Source organism: Streptomyces finlayi (assembly GCF_014216315.1).
In the GTDB taxonomy this organism is placed as follows: Bacteria; Actinomycetota; Actinomycetes; order Streptomycetales; family Streptomycetaceae; genus Streptomyces; species Streptomyces finlayi_A.
Genome location: NZ_CP045703.1, coordinates 102,862 through 121,302 on the forward strand (window position 1 = coordinate 102,862; position 18,441 = coordinate 121,302).

The 18,441-nt window shown below is 69.1% G+C and carries 19 protein-coding genes and 3 pseudogenes; 12 read left to right on the top strand and 10 right to left on the bottom strand.

Annotated features, from left to right (window positions below):
* Positions 1–109 precede the first annotated feature (109 nt).
* The 4 genes from F0344_RS37000 to F0344_RS34730 all read left to right on the top strand — a co-directional run bounded on the left by F0344_RS37000 (position 110) and on the right by F0344_RS34730 (position 2,355).
* On the top strand, positions 110–232 hold the full coding sequence (locus tag F0344_RS37000) for a hypothetical protein (protein ID WP_374940179.1): 123 nt from the start codon (positions 110–112) through the stop codon (positions 230–232).
* Complete coding sequence (locus F0344_RS37005; RefSeq protein ID WP_374940180.1) at positions 229–435, top strand: hypothetical protein; 207 nt, start codon at positions 229–231, stop codon at positions 433–435. Before F0344_RS37000 ends, F0344_RS37005 begins: the two co-directional genes overlap by 4 nt.
* Positions 436–1,348: 913 nt before the next feature.
* Positions 1,349–1,936 carry a replication/maintenance protein RepL gene (locus F0344_RS34725; protein WP_185303119.1) on the top strand — a complete coding sequence of 196 codons (588 nt, stop codon included), beginning with the start codon at positions 1,349–1,351 and terminating at the stop codon, positions 1,934–1,936.
* A gap of 20 nt (positions 1,937–1,956) precedes the next feature.
* On the top strand, positions 1,957–2,355 hold the full coding sequence (locus F0344_RS34730) for a MarR family transcriptional regulator (protein ID WP_185303120.1): 399 nt from the start codon (positions 1,957–1,959) through the stop codon (positions 2,353–2,355).
* Positions 2,356–3,167: 812 nt separating this feature from the next.
* On the opposite strand, the gene F0344_RS34735 is transcribed toward F0344_RS34730, so the two are convergent.
* A complete protein-coding gene (locus F0344_RS34735; protein ID WP_185303121.1) occupies positions 3,168–4,076 on the bottom strand; it encodes a ScbA/BarX family gamma-butyrolactone biosynthesis protein in 909 nt (302 codons plus the stop codon).
* 129 nt (positions 4,077–4,205) lie between these two features.
* Between F0344_RS34735 and F0344_RS34740 the strand changes: the two genes are divergently transcribed.
* Positions 4,206–4,841, top strand: coding sequence for a ScbR family autoregulator-binding transcription factor (locus tag F0344_RS34740; RefSeq protein WP_308461020.1), 636 nt, complete (start codon positions 4,206–4,208; stop codon positions 4,839–4,841).
* Between the two features lie 460 nt (positions 4,842–5,301).
* On the opposite strand, the gene F0344_RS34745 is transcribed toward F0344_RS34740, so the two are convergent.
* Positions 5,302–6,396 (bottom strand): IS630 family transposase, encoded by a 1,095-nt coding sequence (locus F0344_RS34745; protein ID WP_185303122.1) that lies wholly within the window; start codon positions 6,394–6,396, stop codon positions 5,302–5,304.
* Between the two features lie 16 nt (positions 6,397–6,412).
* On the opposite strand from F0344_RS34745, the gene F0344_RS34750 reads away from it, so the two are divergent.
* Positions 6,413–7,162: an SDR family NAD(P)-dependent oxidoreductase gene (locus F0344_RS34750; protein ID WP_258050357.1), complete on the top strand. Its 750-nt coding sequence runs from the start codon at positions 6,413–6,415 to the stop codon at positions 7,160–7,162.
* Here F0344_RS34750 and F0344_RS34755 read toward each other — a convergent pair.
* The gene (locus F0344_RS34755) at positions 7,151–7,714 is read right to left on the bottom strand and encodes a TetR/AcrR family transcriptional regulator (protein ID WP_258050345.1); all 564 of its coding nucleotides are present in this window, start codon (positions 7,712–7,714) and stop codon (positions 7,151–7,153) included. The two genes, F0344_RS34750 and F0344_RS34755, sit on opposite strands and share 12 nt — an antisense overlap.
* Positions 7,715–8,062: 348 nt before the next feature.
* Between F0344_RS34755 and F0344_RS34760 the strand changes: the two genes are divergently transcribed.
* Positions 8,063–9,265, top strand: coding sequence for an IS701 family transposase (locus F0344_RS34760; protein ID WP_185303125.1), 1,203 nt, complete (start codon positions 8,063–8,065; stop codon positions 9,263–9,265).
* 48 nt (positions 9,266–9,313) lie between these two features.
* Here F0344_RS34760 and F0344_RS34765 read toward each other — a convergent pair whose 3' ends face one another.
* The 3 genes from F0344_RS34765 to F0344_RS34775 all read right to left on the bottom strand — a co-directional run bounded on the left by F0344_RS34765 (position 9,314) and on the right by F0344_RS34775 (position 11,922).
* Positions 9,314–9,877 (bottom strand): hypothetical protein, encoded by a 564-nt coding sequence (locus tag F0344_RS34765; protein ID WP_185303126.1) that lies wholly within the window; start codon positions 9,875–9,877, stop codon positions 9,314–9,316.
* 169 nt (positions 9,878–10,046) lie between these two features.
* On the bottom strand, positions 10,047–10,820 hold the full coding sequence (locus F0344_RS34770) for a helix-turn-helix domain-containing protein (protein ID WP_185303127.1): 774 nt from the start codon (positions 10,818–10,820) through the stop codon (positions 10,047–10,049).
* Positions 10,821–10,845: 25 nt separating this feature from the next.
* Positions 10,846–11,922, bottom strand: a complete 1,077-nt coding sequence (locus F0344_RS34775) for a transcriptional regulator (protein WP_258050346.1) — start codon at positions 11,920–11,922, stop codon at positions 10,846–10,848.
* A 260-nt stretch (positions 11,923–12,182) separates the two neighbouring features.
* Here F0344_RS34775 and F0344_RS34780 point away from each other — a divergent pair.
* Together F0344_RS34780 and F0344_RS34785 are read left to right on the top strand one after the other, a co-directional pair.
* Positions 12,183–12,773, top strand: a pseudogene (locus F0344_RS34780) (DUF5987 family protein).
* Positions 12,770–13,082 (top strand): annotated as a pseudogene (locus F0344_RS34785) (FAD-dependent oxidoreductase); the annotation flags it as partial. The pseudogenes F0344_RS34780 and F0344_RS34785, both read left to right, overlap by 4 nt.
* A 68-nt stretch (positions 13,083–13,150) precedes the next feature.
* On the opposite strand, the gene F0344_RS34790 reads toward F0344_RS34785, so the two are convergent.
* The 3 genes and pseudogenes from F0344_RS34790 to F0344_RS37010 form a co-directional block, all read right to left on the bottom strand.
* Complete coding sequence (locus F0344_RS34790; protein ID WP_185303189.1) at positions 13,151–13,789, bottom strand: hypothetical protein; 639 nt, start codon at positions 13,787–13,789, stop codon at positions 13,151–13,153.
* A 101-nt stretch (positions 13,790–13,890) separates the two neighbouring features.
* Positions 13,891–14,034 carry a hypothetical protein gene (locus F0344_RS36415; protein WP_258050347.1) on the bottom strand — a complete coding sequence of 48 codons (144 nt, stop codon included), beginning with the start codon at positions 14,032–14,034 and terminating at the stop codon, positions 13,891–13,893.
* A gap of 29 nt (positions 14,035–14,063) precedes the next feature.
* Positions 14,064–14,360, bottom strand: a pseudogene (locus F0344_RS37010) (aromatic amino acid lyase); the annotation flags it as partial.
* Here F0344_RS37010 and F0344_RS34800 point away from each other — a divergent pair.
* Both F0344_RS34800 and metK read left to right on the top strand, forming a co-directional pair.
* Complete coding sequence (locus F0344_RS34800; RefSeq protein ID WP_185303129.1) at positions 14,285–14,497, top strand: hypothetical protein; 213 nt, start codon at positions 14,285–14,287, stop codon at positions 14,495–14,497. The pseudogene F0344_RS37010 and the gene F0344_RS34800 overlap by 76 nt on opposite strands.
* 477 nt (positions 14,498–14,974) lie before the next feature.
* Positions 14,975–16,210 (top strand): methionine adenosyltransferase, encoded by a 1,236-nt coding sequence (gene metK, locus F0344_RS34805; protein ID WP_185303130.1) that lies wholly within the window; start codon positions 14,975–14,977, stop codon positions 16,208–16,210.
* Between the two features lie 256 nt (positions 16,211–16,466).
* On the opposite strand, the gene F0344_RS34810 is transcribed toward metK, so the two are convergent.
* Positions 16,467–17,699, bottom strand: coding sequence for a helix-turn-helix domain-containing protein (locus F0344_RS34810; RefSeq protein ID WP_185303131.1), 1,233 nt, complete (start codon positions 17,697–17,699; stop codon positions 16,467–16,469).
* Positions 17,700–17,995: 296 nt separating this feature from the next.
* On the opposite strand from F0344_RS34810, the gene F0344_RS34815 reads away from it, so the two are divergent.
* Positions 17,996–18,316, top strand: coding sequence for an acyl carrier protein (locus tag F0344_RS34815; RefSeq protein WP_185303132.1), 321 nt, complete (start codon positions 17,996–17,998; stop codon positions 18,314–18,316).
* Positions 18,317–18,441: the final 125 nt, after the last annotated feature.

Consider the following 18,441-nt stretch of genomic DNA (forward strand, 5'->3'; position numbering starts at 1 on the left):
CTACGGGGACACCGGCAGGCCCTGCTCATCAGGAGTTGTCGGATCGAGGGCGGCACCCAACAATGGACGCCGACGAACGCTGTGTCAGCCATGAGCACAGGAGTGTTCGGTGCCGCACATAAAGATCGACAACGCACTTCCCGGCATCGGGGCGCTGATGTCCGATCGCCCTGACACAGTGGCTCCCCTCAACACGCTCGCCGACGCGCTCCCCGCGGGCCGTCGACGTTGAGCCGCGGTGAGCGCGGACTGATCGCCACGCCCGTCTCGCAACTCGACCGCACCCGGTTCTGCTCCGACACCCACGGCGCCGCGGCGTTCTCCACGTTCAACCGCTACGTCAGCTGCCTGGACACCGAACTGCCGACCGAACCCGGCTACCACGAAGAGGCCGCCGAACTGATCGTCAAGCGGGTTTACGGCGCCGCGCGCTGAATCGTGTTTCCCACTCAGGCTCCCGCAGCCCGCTCAGTCGCCCGTCGCCTGTCCACGTCGTTGCGACGGCGCCCTCTGCGCACGGTTCCGCGGTCACGGCTCGCACGGGGCCGGTAGCTCCTCAGCCCTGGCGGGCTTGCGGTGCCCCGCCGGAACAGCCGGTCCCCGTCGGCGGGTGCGGGAAGCCGGTAGCTTGGAACGCAGAGGCGTGGCCGAGCACGAGGGGTTGCTCAGGCGGCCACGCGACGTTGTGACCAAACGTCCTGGCTGTGGCGGCTTCCCTGCCGTGGCTGAGCACATGACGCTGTGGTTGGCAGCCTGAGCCCGGAGTTTCGCCGCTGCGTACGAGCCCGGTTCGGAGAGCAGTAGGCCACGTCGGACGAGGTGTTCGTCGGAAAAGTCCCCTTGTCGACGCCGGCCCGCAGCCGACGCTGTTCTTTACTTAAGAGGAATTTCGTAAAAGCGGGCTCTGACCTGGAGTTTCCCGAAAGCTAATGTCGGTGGCCGCCGACATTGGAGGGGCCCGAATGTCGGCGGCGGCCCACACCAGAGCCGGAGACTTGTGAATGAACGCAACTCTCTCGAAAATGTTGCGGCGAACCGCAAGTTCCGGTCCGCGGCGCCTCGCGATGCCCGGCCGCGTCGACTGCCCTCGGTCAGACCGAGGGCAGTCTGCTCTGTTACGGCCGCAGGCGGCTGTCCCGATCCGACCGCGAGCCCGTGGCCTGCGGCCGGTGAGTCCAGTGTCTGCCGCACGCGCGGCCATGGTGACTCCGGGGGACGTCCGATCCAGACGTGTGATCCAAGACCGACGGTAACTTGCGGATGGAAGTAAGTAATCCCGTCATAAGATGCAACCAGACGCAAGTTTTGCCGTACGGTGCTCGCACCTGTATGCGAAAGGACGACCACCGTGAGTGAAGTGGCACAGCCTCTGCGCGGGCGTCGCGCGGTACCGGCACCACAGTTACGGCCACTCCGCGCGGCCACGTCGGACACCAGCACCGACCTTGCGCGCCTGATCGCGGAGCAGTTCGGAAAAGGACCGGTGCACGAGGTCAGAACGACGGTGTACCGCCGGCCTCCGCACGACATGCTCGGTACCGAGGGGTACTCCCTCGTGAGCAACTACTTCCTTCGCAGGGTCCTTCCCTACTGCCTGATGCACGGCGTTATCAGCAAGTTGCAGGGCGCTATCCTGTCGAACATCATCGGCAGACAGAAAAAGGGCAGGATCGAGGTCACGCACGCCGAAATCGCGTCCGAGCTGGATGTGAAGAGAACCAGTGTCGGTCATGCGCTGGATGCCCTGTGCGAGAAGAATCTGATCCGTAAGGTAAAACGGGGCTCGTACGAGCTCAACCCCCGAGTCGCCTACAACGGGAACGGCAAAGAGCAGAGCGAGTTCCTCGCCGAGCTGCGGGCGCTCGATCTGGGTTCTCAGTTCCCCGACCGGCTCGCGCCCGAGCTCACCTTGTTTTCCTGGGCCGAGATCGCCTGACAGAAGGGATGATCCCCCCCGTGCTGTTCAATACCACCGGCCTCCTGGGCATGCTCCATCAGTTGCAGCTGACTCCCACTGCCATCGATGTCCTGTCCGTGATGACCAAGTGCCAGCGCTCCGGTGGGGCCGTCGACATGAAGCAGGCCGAGATCGACGAGATCCTGAACGTCGGACAGGCCTCCATGAGCAGGGCCATGGCCCTGCTGGTCGACCGTGGACTCGTGCTGCGCTCCGGCAACGGCCGGGGTCACCGCTACGCGCTGAACCCCGCAGTCGCCGGGTACGCCTCGCAGAGCGAGTTCGAGTCGGAGATGTCCCGGCAACTCGCGACGGGCGGCCCACCGCCCATTCTGGTGCCGGACTATGCCCGGCGTCCGCCGAAGGCCGGCAAGGGCGAGTTGCACGCGGTCGCCTGACCTCGGAACAGACGCAGCGAAGCCACCGGCGGGCCCGCCGGTGGCTTCACGTGCACCTGTACGCGCATGCGTGGTGACCAGCATGCCGGGCGGAGTCCCTTCGCACCAGACGGATTCTCGGGCGCTCGCCCCTGAACCGAACCTGCGCGGGCCTTCGGAGATGCGGCGGGCCGCAGCGAATACCGCGTCATGTGCCGTGCGGCGTCCGGACGGAGTAGAGATCCGGAATCGGAATGTCCGTACGGGATATCACAACAGCGGGTTACGGAGGTCTCGCGCGGAGGCGACGAATCAGCCCGTGGTGCTCGGCCGTCGAATTCGCTCCGGCGCGGGTCAGCATCCTGTGAGAAGGAGATGCTTTCCGGTGCTCCCACGCTGCTGTCATGAAGGGACGGACGGGACCGGCCGGAAGAGTTCCGTTCCGCGCCCGTAGGCCCGCACACCCGTCCCAGCGGATCAGCCACCGTGAAGGAGCCTGTCGTGGCGCGTGTTGAAGAAATGACGGTGGAGGGGGTTGCCGCTGCCTTCGTGCTGCAGTAGGTCGGCAACGTCGTGATCATCGCGGTGGTCTTCTTCCTGGTCGCCTGCCTGGCGGGCGACCGCCTGTACGCCTGGATGGTCCGGAGGCCGGTGCGGTCGGACGCCGGATGAGACGGTCGGCGAGGGCGTGACGCGGGGCCCGTGCGCATGGCTTCCTGGTACCGACAAAATAACGGTGCATCGTTTTTTTATCGATGCTCGGGAAAGCATTCCTTCGCCGGGGGTTCGTCCGCGTGTAAGACGCCTTCCGCAGGCGGTGCGCGCCCGGGGTCTCAGACGATAGGGGCGCTGGTGACGACGGCCGTCGCCGCCACCGCGGAATCCTGGGTGGCGACGAGCCTGATGTTGGTCAGAGTGAGGGCCTCCGTCGATATCAGACAGGGGCGGTCGAGTTCCACGTACCGGTTGAAGGTCGCGTCGAAGGACACGGGCCTCACCCGGTACGGTGCGGACGCCGCCTGGGCTGCCTGACCGAAGGCTTCGAGAAGCACCATCCCGGGGATGTGGTCGTGCGGGTGATCGAAGAGTACGGAATGCGTGGTGTCGGCGCGCAGGCGCCAGAACCCGTCGGTTCCGGTGGAACTGAGGACGACATCGCGTTCGTGCTCGCGGCCGACCAGGGCGGGTGGGGCCGGGGGCCCGGGAGGCAGCGCCCGTGCGAACGCCCGCGCGGTGTCGGCGTGGTGGCCGCGCAGCCGGTTGTAGATGGCGCCCGGGTAGGTGGTGTACCGCACCTCGGCGCTTCCCACGCTTCTTCCGTTGCGCTCCGTCTCCACGAGGGCGGTCATGCGGGCTGTGCCGAGGCGTCGCCGGTTCACGGAGGTGTGGGTGACGTGCATTTCCACTCCGTCGGGCCCGGGGGCTGTCAGCAGCCCTTCCGGGGCGATGGCGCACCTGAGGTAGTCCCAGCCGAGCGGGTGGTCGAGGGGGATGCCGAACGCGGTATGGGTGAGGAGGGCCAGGGCCTGGCGCAGGCTCTCGGTGAACAGCAGAGCGCTGTGGGAGTCCGGCTGTGGGGTGTAGAAGGAGTGGGCACGGGGCCATCGGGCCGTCACCACGTGCTGGGTGGCGGAGATCTCGCGCCAGTCGGAGATGAGCACCTCGGCCGGATCGGTCTTGCGAACGTACTTCTCGGCCACGGTGGGCCGTCCCGGCTGAACGCGACTGCTGATGGAAGCCATAACGAGTTCTCTCCCTATGGAACATCGAAGCTGAGCGTGCGCGGCCCATGACCGGTGTCTCAAGGGGCCCGCGTAGTAAAATAAGGAAGATTATTTTTTTTGTCTATGATGGGGAAACAGGTGTCCGATTTGCCCGACAGGCGTGTCGTGAAGCAGGAGCGTGCGCTCCGTACGCGGATGGTGCTCGTACGGGCGGCGGCGGAGGTGTTCGCCGAGTACGGGTTCGCCGGAGCCAGCGTTTCGAAGATCGCTGAACGGGCCGGCATGACGCTGGGAGCGATGTACTTCCACTTCAAGAACAAGGAGGCTCTGGCCCGCGAGATCGTGCGCAGCCAACCGGAACTGGTGTCCCCGCCGATCCAGGCCGAGGGGTTGCAGCACGTGATCGACCTGTCCCTGACCTGGGCGTACCAAATGCTCGATGACCCGTTGCTCCTGGCGGGGGCCCGCCTGGTGACGGACCAGGAACTCTTCATCTCCTCCCACGAAAACTCGCACAAGCAGTGGACGGAAGTGCTGATCGAGAGCTTCGAGAGCGCCAAGCGCATGCGGGAGCTGCAGTCCAGGGTCGAGGTGGCGCCGCTTGCCCGGCTGGTGGTCAGCGCCTGCACCGGGGCGCAGTTGCACGCGCAGATGGAGACCGGGCGACTGGACCTTCCCGCTCGGGTCGAGGAGATCTGGCGCTGCCTGCTGCCGGGCGTCGCGACGCCCAGTGCGCTGAAGCGCATGGAGCTCGGGGCCGAGCGCGGTCGGCAGGCGGCCTGATGCATCCGTGTCGGGAGTCCGCTCGTCGACCGCGCCCCGGGCCGTCACGGTCCGGGAGCGGGTCCAGGCCTCGGTCAGGGTGGTCGGGCGACCGCTCGCGTCCGGGGAGCCGACGACAGCCGGCAGGGCCCTCGTCCCGGCGCGGCCGCGGTCACCGAATGCCGGCACGCGCCCCGCCGGTAGGAGCCGGGCGGCCGTCTCGGGGATGGGGGAGACGGCCGGAACGGGTCGTCCTCCGGATTTGGCGACCTGCAGCGGCCCGTCTCCGCAGGTGTCTCGACGGCCTGCTCTGGGGCTAAGGTCGACAGCCTAGGAGCGCAGTGACCGATTCCATGTAACCGGTCACCGGGCGTGGTGAGTTGACGGGGAGGGGTCTCATGTACGTGACCAGGAACGGTTTGCTGCACCGCAAGAGAATAATGATCACGGGTGCGTCTAGTGTCTCGTGATCCTGTTCATGTCAGTTCGAGTTGTTATTGACGAGTTTCTTCATATTGGTCGCGACGAGCCGGACCTTCGCAAGGACCTCGCCCGCGGTCGCGGTCCAGGTGAACGGTTTCGCCGTCGTGTTCCAGGAGTTGATGTAGTCGCGTATCTGCTTGATCAGGACGTTGACGCTGGAGAACGTGCCGCGGCGGATCGACTGCCGGGTCAGGATTCCGAACCAGATCTCGATCTGGTTCAGACACGACGAGCCGACGGGGGTGAAATGGAAGTGGACGTGCGGGTTCTTTGCCAGCCACTCCTTGACCTCCGGGGTGGTGTGCGTGGAGAGGTTGTCCAGGACGACATGGATGTCCTTCCCGGCCTGCGGCTTCACCGCCTTCTTCAAGAAGGCCAGGAAGTCCTTGCCGTTCCGGGTTGGCCTGCACTCGCCGAGTACTTCGCCGGTGGTCACGCTCAGAGCGGCGAACAGGTTCGTGGTGCCGTGCCGGACGTAGTCGGCCGTGCGCTTCTCGCTCGCCGCGAAGGCGACCGGCAGCACCGGCTGGGTCCGGTCCAGCGCCTGGACCTGCGTCTTCTCGTCGATCGAGAGAACCACCGCGCCGCCCGGCGGGGCCAGATACAGTCCGATCACATCGGCCACCTTCTCCGCGAACGCGGGGTCTCTGGAAATCTTGAAGGTGCCGCTGCGGTGCGGCTTCAGGCTCTCCTCCCGCCAGATCCGGGCGATGTAGTGCCAGGACACGGTGACGTTCTCGGCCCGCTCCAGGTACTTCGCCAACTCCCGTGTGGACCAGTGCGAAAGCCCCGTGCCGTCCGGCGGCGTCATACGCGTCAGCGCAATCATCCGGGCCCGCACCCGCGCCGGCACCTGTTCGCGAGCACCACCGGGACGCTCCCCTTCCAGTCCGGCCAGTCCGTGCTCGGCATAGCGGGTCTTCCAGCGGTCCACGGTCGGCAGCGACACCCCAAGCAGCTCGGCAATGTCCTTGCGTCGGCGCCCCTCGCCCGACCACAGCACGATCCGGCCTCGCGTTGCTATGTCCGCAGGAACGTCCCGGCTGTTCACCAACTCCCGCAACTCGGCGGCCTGTTCCACGGAGAGCTCCATACCAAGAGACCCTGCCATACAAGATCAAGTAACGCCAACGGAATCACGAAACACTAGCGGGATAGGAGCCGCCGCGGGGCGCCTCTTCGCCGCCGAGGGGGCGTCGGTCGTACTGATGGCGAGGCGGGAGAAGCCCTTACTCGCCCTGGCCGAGGAGATTGCCGCTCTGGGAGGGCTGGCGGTCGCGGTGGCCGGGGACGTGACCTCGGAGAGGGACGTCGAGCGGGTCCTCTCGGTGGCGGTGGATACCTTCGGCGGGCTCGACGCGGCGTTCAACAACGCGGGCTGGGGCTCTCGGGGAACCGAACTGCACGAGACGGACAACGCCGTCTACGACCAGATCATGAACGTGAACGTACGGGGGGTCTGGAACTGCCTGCGCCGGCAGATCCCGCTCATGCTCGCCCAGGGGTCGGGCGGAACGATCGTGAACACCTCCGGCACGGCGGGCATCTTCGCGACCGGTGCTCTGGCGCCGTACGTGGCGGCCAAGCACGCTGTCCCCGGGCTGACGAAGGCCGCCGCCGCCGAGTACGGGGCAAGGGGGATCAGGGTCAACGCACTGGTGGTCGGCAGCACCCGTATCGAGCTGACCGAACAGGCAGCGTCAGGCACGCCCAAGCGGGTGTCCGGAACCCGGGCCATCCAGCACCGCATGGCCGAACCGTCGGAGGTGGCACAGGCGGCCGCGTGGCTGTGCAGCGACCGCTCCTCCTTCGTGACCGGTGGTGCGGTCCCGGTGGACGGCGGGTGTTCAGCGGTGTGAGGCCTCCGAGGCCGATATCCCCGGGAGGATGAGCTGCCAGATGTGCCTCAACTGGCCGACCGCGCTGTCGACCGGTTCCGCGGGGGAGGCCCGGTGGCAGCGCTGCACGGCCTCCGCACCCGCGATCAGGTGGGAGACCAGTGTCGCCATGACCGCCGGGCGCACGGAAGGGCGCAGCCGGCCGCTGGCATGGGAACGCTGCAGCAAGTCGTCCACCGCGGGCAGCCAGATCGACGAGCACTGCGGTGTGCCCGGACGTTCGCGCTCCAGGCGCAGCATGGCCCGGACGCTGTCGTCGTGCTCGATCAGCCGTACCAGCTCCAGGGTCAGCTCGACAAGCTGCCGCAGCGGAGGGGTCGAGGAGGCGCAGATCCGTGCGACGGCCTCCTCGACCGCCGACCGGCCTTCCTTCTCCACGGACCGGGCGAGTTCGCTCTTGGAGCCGAAGTGGAAGGTCAGCGCGCCCAGTGAGATGCCGGCCTCCGTGCTGATCTGTGACAGGGACGTGCCGGCGTAGCCGTCGCGGTCGAACTGGGCGGCCGCGGTCTCCATGAGAGTCCGACGGGTCCGCGCAGCCCTTTGTTGTTTCACCATGTTCTCTCCGAAGACGCCGGAAGTGTCGGCGTACTGGACACCGCTCCGCTCGATCGGTGGGTTGTTGTGTACGCCACCTGGCCAATTGGCACCGATCGCCCAGTCTCCGCGTGATCGTAAAGGGTCCACAACACCGAGTTGCCCAAGTGGAGCGGTGTGATCGCGGCGGCCGGGCCTCGCCTCTCGGTGGTGAGCCGCCGCCGGCCCGCGCTGAAGTCCGTTTGCGCCCGCAGGTTGAAAAAAAGATAACGCTCGCTATTCTCTTAGGTGCTCGCTCTGATGCCCGACGCCAGGGGAGGACTTCCGATGGAGGCACACGTCTTGGACCGCGCCCATCTGCCGGTCTCCGTGCTCACGGAACAGGTCTTCGGACATCTTCCGCGGGCCGACCAGCGTTACTGGGCTCAGGCCTACCTGCAGGGGCTGCTCACCACCGAGGGCAAGAAGTCGGTGCGACGGATAGCCGCCACGGTGTCGGACTCGCCGACCGCGTCGCAGTCCATGCACCAGTTCGTCAACGCCAGTCCCTGGGAGTGGAGCACGGCGCGCGCCGAGCTGTTGCGATGGGTCGAACGGCGCCTCGCACCGCGGGCCTGGGTCCTGGACGTGGCAGTGCTGCGCAAGCGCGGCGACCACTCCTGCGGTGTGCACCGGCGGTTCGTCCCGGCCAGTGGCCGGTCGGTCAACTGCCAGCTGGGCGTCGGGGCCTTCCTATCCACGGAGAGCGACGCGGTTCCCGTCGACTGGAACCTGCTGCTGCCCGGCACGTGGCTCGACGACAGGGAGCGCCGCTCACGGGTCCGCATCCCGGAGGAGTCCACCGCTCGCACCCTCGAACAACACGCGCTCGACCTCGTGGACGCTCTGACCGCGGGCACGCAGTCCAGCATTCCCCCGGTCGTGGCGGACCTCTCCTACTACAGCGGTGCGACCGCGCTGGTCCGGGGGCTGTCCCAGCGGAGCCGTGACTTCGTCATATGCCTTCCGGGCCGCACGCCGGTGGCGCCCGCCGGCCGTTCGACGGCTCAGGACGCGTACGCCTCCGAGTTCCCGGCGGCCGTCGAGGCGCAGCGGTTCTTCGCGCTCAAGCCCGTCGGGCACCTGAGGATCGAGACACTGGGCGGCCGGGAAGGGCGCGCCGACCGCGCTTCGGTCATGACGGCTCCGGTGTGGCTGCCCGGCGCACGCCTGACTCCCCGCTCCCCGCATCCCACCTACCGGATGTTCGCCGTCCGCCCTCACGCAGGGCGCCGCGTGCCGCGCGTGTGGCTGACGAACATGGTGCACCGGCGTACGGAGGAACTGGCGGCGCTGACCCAGTTCCAGCGCCGGGCATCGGGCACGGTGCAGAATCTGGAGAACGACTTCGGGCTTCTGGACTTCGAGGGCCGCTCCTACCCCGGCTGGCACCATCACATGACCCTCGTGTCCGCCGCCTATGCCTACGAAAGACTGGTACTCCTCGGCGCCCGTCTGCCCTCGGAACCGACGCTGGCGTACGCCAGCTGAGGCAGCACGGCCGTGAATGAACGCCCGTGTGGTAAACCGGACCGGCCCCTACCGCCCCGCCCCCTGTTCTCGTCCCCCCGCGGCAGAGGGGCGGGGTCCAACCGCCGGCCGAAGCCAGGGCCGGACCCGTGCCGGGGACGCGGACGGCCTGCCGGGCACGACCGGCAGCCGGATGATCCCGTTGAACTGCCCGCCCCCCCGCGCGTCAGGGCGGCCGGGCCCGGCCGGTTCACGCGGAGACGCGTATTCCTGTGGATCGTTCTTCCGCAGAGGCAGGGGCATGAGGTGTCGTCTGGCCAGAACGACAAAGATCGCGGCCCCCGCACCCGCCGGCAGCACCGTGAAAATCCACTCCTGTGAACCCTCCGGGCTGTAGACGCGCCCGGTGTTGCCCACGTCCACCACCGCGGTCCGCCGGTACGTCTCCAGGCTGCCCCGGCCGCTCCCGTACATCGCGACCCCCTGGCGCAGTACCGTCCCGTCGGTGGACCGGAACGTCCCGGTCCAGGCGCAGGACTCGTGCCCGGGGTGGCTGACGCAGGTGAGCCGGCCCGCCGTGAAGGTGCCCGCCACCCCGTCGACGGTCGCCGCCCGGATCACGCTGGCCGGCACGTACAGCAACAGGAGGTCTGCCGCGTGTCGCCGATGACGGTGCGTCCGGTGTGCTGACCTCGGTGCGCCGGTCGCATCGGCGCAGCGGAGACAGGGGGCGGAGCCGCCACGGGACACGTGGCCGGCCGCCCCTGTCTCGCGCGCGGTCGCGGAAGTACGGCCGCGATTCTCAGGGTGCGCCCCTGTCCTTCGTCCCGTCGGCCCCGTCGAGGAGGGCGATGAGCATCGGGGGGTCCAGTACGTCCTGGGGGCGCAGGACTATCTCCGCCGACCGCAGCAGGGCTCCGGGCTGAACCGTCACCGGGCCGTGCCGCCCGACCGAGAGCACGTCGGGCACGCGCTGGCCGAAGAGCTCGTGCTCCCGGTCGTAGGGCACCGAGTGGACCAGGATGTGCCAGGTACCGCCGGGGACGTCCTTCAATTCGAAGGCGCCGGGACCGTCGAGGACGGTCCAGCGCGCCGGCCGGCCCTGGCGCACGGTGTAGGGGAAGAGCCCGACGAACACCGGACCGGGGGCGGCACCGGGCGGGAGCACGATCCGCCCGCGCAGGGAGAGGCTGTGCGCCACGGCCGAGCTGCCCGCCGCTGTGGCGGGGAATTTCGCCGAGGTCCCTCCGAGTTCCCGATAGGCGCTCGGGGAGAGCCCGACACAGGTCTTGAATCGTGAGCTGAAGGTGCCGACGCTGCTGTAGCCGACCTGGCTGCTGATATCGGCGACGCTGAAATCCGTCTCCAGCAGCAGCCTTTTCGCCTCCTGCATCCGCAGGGCGGAAAGGAAACGCCCGGGCGAGGTGCCCGTCGCCTCCTGGAAGATCCGGGTGAAGTGGAACTTGCTGAACATCGCGGTGCGCGCCAGGTCATCGATCGTCAGGTCCTGGCCGAGATTCACGTGCATATAGTGGATGACTCGGCGAACGGATTGCTCGATGGTGGTCGTGGTCACCGTATCTCCTAGGAATGACGCGGCGTCAACGCCGAGTTGGCTGAGTGGCGTGCATTTCCGTGCGGCGGGTGGTGTCCAGGTGCTTACGCCGGGACACGTCCTCGGCGAAGCGGCGCCAGGCGTCCGAGCAGTGCCGGGCGAGTTCGGCCACGGACTCGGTGGTGTGCGGGGGTGCGAGTCCGCCCGTTTCTGCCAGGCTTCGTCGACGATGAAGTGGGTGTGCAGCCGGCGGACGAAGTCGCGCCCGGTGTCGGAATGGCGCAGGGAGGGGGCGCTGGCCAGCCTGCGCAGGGTTTCCAGTGGCCCGCGGGAGCGGGGGGACACCGTCGCCCCGCGGTGCGGGGCCGGTGCCGAACGCCTCGGCCATCCGGAGCGGCGGGAGCGGCGCGCTGTGAGCGGCGCCCTGCGGGGGCTCCGAGGCGTGCGCGGGCGCCCGTGGGGACGCGCTCTGCCGGCTGGGCGGAACCGGGTCCTCACCGCGGAGGGGCCGGCGCCGCACATCGTGCGCGGTGCCGAGTGAGAGGCCGGTCTCCCTGACGACGGCACGCAACGACAGCGCGGGACCCCTGGTCATCAGCTCGGCCGCGTGGATGCGGTCGAGGGGATGGGTTCTGCCGTCGGCGCCAGTGCGCATGTTCGACGGAGGAGATCCCGCGGCTGAACATACCCGGACCGAGGCCACGGTCTTCGAGTCGAGGCCCACGCAGGCGGCCACTGTCCGGTCCGACAGGCTCGGGTGGGAGGCGAGCAAGCGGCCCGGGGCCACCTTGCGCTCGGCCACCGACAGAGGCAGGCAGTGCGCGGCGTTCGCTGTCACCGAGCGCAGGAAGACCTGGTTCTCGGAGCTGTCGAAGTGCTGGACGTCGACCGTGTCGAGGCCCTGGAGCACGGCTGCGCCTATGCGGTGCATACCGTCCACCACTCGCAGGGCGGGGCGGTGCACCAGCTCCGGCGTCAGCGAGGCGCAGATGGCCGCGAGCCTGCGCACGTGGGATCCGTCGATGCCGTTCAGGCGCGGTGAGTCCGCAGGGACGAGGTCGTCGATGCGGACGCGGTGCGTGGCGCGCTTCGGCACGGGCTGGGAATCGCCGACGCTTTTCATGGTGCCTCCATAAATGAGACGAAAAGGCGCTTGCGCTCGCGGTTTTCCGGCGCAGAGGAATTTTCTGTGCGGCTGAAGAACACGTATCCGGACACGGAGCCTAGTGACCGTGGGCCAGAGGTTGAGGGTTCAGCGGAACCGATGCGGAGACTCCGGAGAGTTCATGTCGTTCTCGCTGCGACTTTGACCAGTTGTTTGAACACGCCCCTCGGCACAACTTGCTTTCACGCCGCAAGGGCGTCCCGCTCCGAATCGACCGGATGGAGAGTGAGTTGAGTAATCACGACCCGCAAGGCGCGCTCAGCGGCGAGGACCGCACCATGACCCTCGAGGCGTACGCGGACACGATCATTCCGGGAGAGAAGCGCTGGGCCGGGGACCGCGCGATCGCAGGCGCGGCCACCGGTGGCGGCGCGGTCCAGGCAGGGCGCTCGAACTGCTCGCCTGGGACGCCACGGGAATCCACGACGGACTCGACGACCTGGCCCGGCTGCTCAACGACCACACCGAGGACTACGCGAAGGAGCGGGGCCTCACGCTCGACCAGGACATGCCTCCCTTCGTGGCCCTGGGCTACGAGGACCGGGCCGAGCTGGTCCTGCGGCTGACGAAGCCGGGCCACCCGGAGAAGGAGTTCTGGGTGATGCTCTCGCTCTTCTGCAACATGGCCTTCGACTCGGCGGCACACCTGCCGACGGCCCAGGCCGTCGAGGAGGGGGCACCCGGGCCTCGCCACGATGGGCATCGGCAAGCCGGGACCTGACGGTCTGTACCCGTTCGAGGCCCACGGCTACGGCCGCGGCCTCGCCCGCCTGCACCCCGAGACGACGCCCACCGGAAGCCCCGCATGACCAGCACAGCCGAACGTACGGACGTACTCGTCATAGGCAGCGGTTCCGGCGGCGCGATCACCGCGTACCACCTCGCGGCCGGCGGCGCCAAGGTCACCGTCCTGGAACGCGGAAACCCTGGCTGGAGAGCAGCGAGTTCGAGCACGACTACAAGCTCGGCTCCTTCTACACCCGAGCCTTCGACTTCACGGTCGGCGACGGAATGAGCGTCCTCGGCGGCAGCTGCGTCGGTGGCGGCAGCGTCGTCTACTTCGCCCGGTGCCGCGGGCGCCCCGCTTCTCTCACGCGCGGCCCGGGCCGGGCCAGCGCTCGCGCTCACCGCGGCCGGACCGCGTGCGCCTTCGGGGCCGCCGGTGCGGTACGCGGCCGGGCCGTGCTCACCGCGCGGCGGCCCCCTGCCGCCACCGGGCCGACGGGTCCGGCCGGGCCGTGGCCACCGGGCGGGCCCCTTCCCGGGTACTCGGCCTGGTGGGGGACGTGACCGATACTTCCCGGACCTCACCGTCCCCGGCATCCTCTGAACTGCTCCGGAACGGTTTGGGCCGCGCGCACCGGCATCGGTGCCGGGAGTCGTCCGCGCCCTCCTCCGGGGTGTCGACGACCCGGCCGATGATCTCCTCGATGAACCGGGCGGCGGTGACGGCCGGATACCCCGCCCCGGAACCCGCTTCCCGTCGCGCCTCGGCCAGATCGACTGCCGCCCGGATGTGCTCCGGGGCGGTCGGCTGCGCGTGGTGGTCGACGGCGTCTGCCGGGGCGGGGGCGGCGCCGGGAACCCCGGGCCGCGCGCGGGGACCAGGGCCGAACGCCCCCTGCTCGACGAACATCCGCACCAGTGCCGTGGCAGCGCTCTGCGCGGCGGACGCGGTGTACAGGTGGGACGCACGTGCCGCGGCGGTCAGGACCGTCTCGACCGGTGCCGCGCCGTAGGCTGCGGTGGACGGCGCGCCGGACCGGGCGGCCCGGCCCTCCGGATCGCCGTCCGCTCCGGGGACCCCTCGTTGGCTGCTGCTCATTCCCTGCCCTCCTGCTGGAGTTGGGTGCCGCATCCGCCGACCGGCGGCGCGAAAAGCGTGGCCGGTCCGGTCGCCGCGACCGGAGCGTCCGACCGGCCCTCTCACCGGAGCACCAATCCCGAGTACCGGCCGACCGCCCGCAGCACCTCGCCTTGTGCCAGGGCGCCGGCCATCAGTTCGATGTCCTCGACCATCGAGCGGTCCACTCCCAGCATCGGAACCAGGGACCGGACGACGTCGTACACCACCCTGTGCCGCCGGAATGCCCCTCACCGATGAGAGTGCTCGCCACGTGGGCCAGGGGTGTCGTGTCCCCGCCCGCGCCCAGGGAACCGACTTCCGGGACGGCCGGCGCCAATCTGTGGTTGAGGTGCCCTGCGAGCCGTTCGAGCACCACGGGACGCACAGCGGAGTACCCCTTGGCCAGCGAACACAGCTGGGCCACGACGATGACCCTGGCTCGTCCTCGGGGAACAGCGGTCCGATGCCGGTGCTGTGGCTGCGGATCAGATCGGCCTGGACCTCGCTCTCCGCGTCGGTGCCGGTCTGCGCCACCGCGCCGTCGTCGCACGGTGTCACCCCGCCGATCGGCACGGCCTGGCGGACGAGATCCTCCAGCGCCTCCCTGCCGGCGCGCGCCTTGGCCACGGCGCTCCGGTCGAGGAGTACCCGCGCGCAGTCCTCGGCGACGTCGTTCCGGAGCACTGACAACAGCTCACTCCTCACGTCGTGCCACCACGCCGGCGGACCGGGGAGCGGCTGTCAGGTCCAGTCCGCGCTGCGCTGAACACCCGGAGGAAGCGTGACTTCGCCGGTTCCCTCCCTCATCGGCCGAAGCCGGGCGGCGCCGGACCGGGCAGCGGTTCCTGCCGAGCCGTTCCACTGTCGGTCGCGCACCGGCCCGGCCGCGTCTCCCCCCGTGCGCAGTCGTCGGCGGCCTCGCGTCCCCAGGACCGGGTCCGCGCCGGGGACGCCCGCCGGAACGCGGTCCACCTCTCCGCCTTCTCGTGCCGGCCGCCCCTCTGCGCCGCCCTCCTCCGCCGCACCGGGAATCGCGGAACTGGGTGACGACGGGAGATGCGTACGCGCTCGCCGACGGCGGAAACTCCGGGTAGCGGCGATGCCGCGCGACGGTTTTCGGACCTCCGGAACCTGCCGTCCGAAGAACGGAAGGAATCGATCGACATGACTGGGAGACTGTTCACCTCGGAGTCCGTCACCGAAGGGCACCCCGACAAGATCGCCGACCGGATCAGCGACACCGTCCTAGACGCGCTCCTGCGCCAGGACCCGGCTGCACGGGTCGCCGTCGAGACTCTGATCACCACGGGCCAGGTGCACATCGCGGGCGAGGTCACCACCACCGCGTACGCGCCGATCGCGCAACTGGTCCGCGACGCCGTCCTGGAGATCGGCTACAACTCGTCGCTCAAGGGCTTCGACGGCGCCTCCTGCGGAATCTCCGTGTCCATCAGCGCCCAGTCCCCGGACATCGCACAGGGCGTCGACACCGCGTACGAGACGCGCACCGGCGAGGGACCGGCGGGAGACGAGCTGGACCGGCAGGGCGCCGGCGACCAAGGCCTCATGTTCGGCTACGCCTGCGACGAAACCCCCGAGCTGATGCCGCTGCCCATCCATCTCGCGCACCGCCTCTCCGAGCGCCTCTCGGCGGTCCGGCGCAACGGCACCTGTGCCTACCTGCGCCCCGACGGCAAGACCCAGGTCACGATTGAGTACGACGGGGACAGGGCCGTCCGGCTCGACACTGTCGTCGTCTCCACCCAGCACGCCGTCGGCATCAGCCTGGAGTCGCTCCTCACCCCGGACATCCAGGAGTTCGTCGTCGAGCCGGAGCTGAAGGCCCTGGCCGAGGCGGGAGTTTCCCTGGAGACCGACGGCTACCGGCTCCTGGTCAACCCGACAGGGCGCTTCGAGGTCGGCGGCCCGATGGGCGACGCGGGCCTGACCGGACGGAAGATCATCGTCGACACCTACGGCGGCATGGCCCGCCACGGCGGCGGCGCGTTCTCCGGAAAGGACCCGTCCAAGGTGGACCGCTCCGCGGCGTACGCCATGCGCTGGGTGGCGAAGAACGTCGTCGCCGCCGGGCTCGCACGGCGCTGCGAGGTCCAGGTCGCGTACGCCATCGGCAAGGCCGAACCGGTCGGCTTGTTCGTTGAGACCTTCGGCACCGAGACCGTCCCCGTGGACCGCGTGCAGCGGGCCATCAGCGAGGTCTTCGATCTGCGCCCGGCGGCCATCATCCGCGATCTCGACCTGTTGCGGCCGATCTACGCGTCGACCGCGGCCTACGGTCATTTCGGCCGCGAGCTGCCCGACTTCACCTGGGAGCGCATCGATCGGGCCGGAGCCCTGCGCCGTGCCGTCAGCGGGCTGGACGGACCCGCTGGGCCCTGAGGAGACCACGGCCGCGGACGACCCAGGCGCCGGCGGGGCCGGGACGGTCTCCGCGGGGGAGACGACGGGCGGTGCCGTATCGGTGCCATTTCTGGTGCCGCCTGGCAGTGCGACACCGTCCGGCGGCCCGGATGGCTCCGCAAGCCCGGTCCCGGGACCGCGGAACCCCAGATCCTGAGTACGCGGACGCACCGGTGCGCAGGACGAACCGGCGGGCAGGGGGCGCGTCCGTACTCCGTCCGCGGTGCCGGGCCGGTCAGACCTTGGCGCCCGGCACCTTGCCACGGGACTTGAGCAGGCACTCCGCCGCGAGGCGCCAGATGGTCGCCGCGAGGTCGATGTTGGACGACTCCTGGGCGTGCAGCGCGATCCTCTGCAGGCCGGCCATGCCCGCGTCCTCGTCGCCCTCGAGGATGCGCAGCTGGTTGTCCAGGACGTCGAGCCTGATCCGGCCCCGGTAGGACATCCGCAGTTCGGACTCTCCGAGTTGGCCGAGCAGGGCGCGGGCGTCCTCGAACCTGTTCTCGTGGAAGGCCAGATGGGCCTTGAGAGCGGTCAGCTCGTGTTCCATCGCGGAGGTTCTGGCGAAGGGCAGCCCCGCCTCCACTGCCTCGATGTACTGTTGGGCGGCATCAGGCTCGGGCGGGAACTTCTGCAGGTGCAGATCGGCCGCGGTGAGCCGCAGCCGCAACCACAGCGTCAGGTTCTCCCGGCTGTCGAACCGGTCGAGGGCCTGTTCCAACAGCTCTTGTGCGCGCGTGAAGTCACCCTGGCGCACCCGCACGGCGACCACGGTCCACATGGCCTCGGCCCACAGCCCGTCGCTACGGCCCTCGACCAGGGCGGCCAGTTCTTCGGTGTGCCGCCGGGCGTCGGGCAGCCGCCCCGCCTCGGCCTCCACGGAGACCAGCACGAGGAGGGCCTCGGCCATGTCCTGCGCGGACAGCCCGTTCTCCTGGGCCAGCCGGTGGGCTGTGGTGGCCGCGTTGACGGCGGGGACGATCTCGCCGGACGTGCGCAGCGACCGGGCGAGCCGGGTCAGCGCCCTGCAGCGCAGTTCGGCCAGGCCGATCTCCTCGCTGAGTACGACAAGCTCGTCGAGGTAGGCGCGCTCAGTGGTGTTCTCACCCTGCCGGCGCTTCCACTGGGCGAGCAGCCACAGGGCCTGCCAGCGCAGCATCGGGTCCTGCGTCTGTGCCGACTCCAGTGCCTCGGCGAGCAGCCTGCTGGTCTCGTCCGAGTCCAGGGAGGTGGCGATCGACAGACTCTGTGCCAGGGACGTGGTCTGCGCCTTCTCGAACTCCGACGGGCTGATGCCCAGTTGGTCGGCGAGATGTGCCACGGCCCGATCCGTGGGCTGCCGGGCTCCCGATTCCAGGCGTGACAGGTATCCGGTGGACATGCCGTCGCCGGCGAGAACGGCCTGGGAAAGGCCTCGCTCGGTCCTCAGTTGCCTGAGCCGGCGTCCGAAGGATGGCTGTTCTAGCACGTGATTGCCCCAACAGTGGATGGACTGGATACGTTCCCACCGGGTCGCTTGCCATGCCTGTGGCACAACTTTTCTACCTTATGCCAGACGGTACCATCCCGTCCTTGTCCTTGGCAAAACGAGTGCTCCCGCAACCGGAGCGCCGAAGTCATCGACCCCCACTCGGGCCCAGTGAGGGTATGGAAAAGAGGTAGGCAAGTTGTTGCCAAATTAACTGCCAACGGCGTACGCTTTTTGGCAACATGGAGGGTCGGGCGCACTGGCCCCGTTCCGACGAAGCCCCAGGAGTGGCCCCAATGCCTCGTGACCGCTCTGACGCCGTTGCGACGTCAGCCCTCTCCTCGCCGTCCGCCGCGTACCACGCGGCCGATACCCCGCCCCCCGCCGATTCGACCGACGAGGTGCGGGAGTTCATGGTCCGGACGTGGAGCGAACTGCTCGGCCGGTCCGACCTCACCGAGCACTCCGACTTCTTCGTCCGCGGTGGTGACTCGCTGCTGATCAACCGTCTGGTACGCCGGATCGGGGAGAAGTTCGGCGCCAAGGTGTCGCTGTACGACATGTCGCGGCGGAACCTGGTCGATCAGGTCGCACTGGTGCACAGCGCGCGGACGTAGCAGCGCGCCGACGCGGCTGCCGGATGCCGCCGACCGCCCGGCGGGGACGGCTTCGGGTCCGGACGTCGGCCTCCGGGCTGCGCCTGGACTGACTTCCCCGGCCCGGGCCGGCGCATCCGCCGAGG

Bases quoted from the DNA above. Each gene is read 5' to 3' on its own strand.
- F0344_RS34745 (WP_185303122.1), bottom strand. From the start codon at position 6,396: ATGGAGCTCTCCGTGGAACAGGCCGCCGAGTTGCGGGAGTTGGTGAAC.
- F0344_RS34790 (WP_185303189.1), bottom strand. From the start codon at position 13,789: ATGAGCAGCAGCCAACGAGGGGTCCCCGGAGCGGACGGCGATCCGGAG.
- F0344_RS34775 (WP_258050346.1), bottom strand. From the start codon at position 11,922: ATGAAAAGCGTCGGCGATTCCCAGCCCGTGCCGAAGCGCGCCACGCAC.
- F0344_RS34815 (WP_185303132.1), top strand. From the start codon at position 17,996: ATGCCTCGTGACCGCTCTGACGCCGTTGCGACGTCAGCCCTCTCCTCG.
- F0344_RS34760 (WP_185303125.1), top strand. From the start codon at position 8,063: ATGGAGGCACACGTCTTGGACCGCGCCCATCTGCCGGTCTCCGTGCTC.
- F0344_RS34735 (WP_185303121.1), bottom strand. From the start codon at position 4,076: ATGGCTTCCATCAGCAGTCGCGTTCAGCCGGGACGGCCCACCGTGGCC.
- metK (WP_185303130.1), top strand. From the start codon at position 14,975: ATGACTGGGAGACTGTTCACCTCGGAGTCCGTCACCGAAGGGCACCCC.
- F0344_RS34755 (WP_258050345.1), bottom strand. From the start codon at position 7,714: ATGGAGACCGCGGCCGCCCAGTTCGACCGCGACGGCTACGCCGGCACG.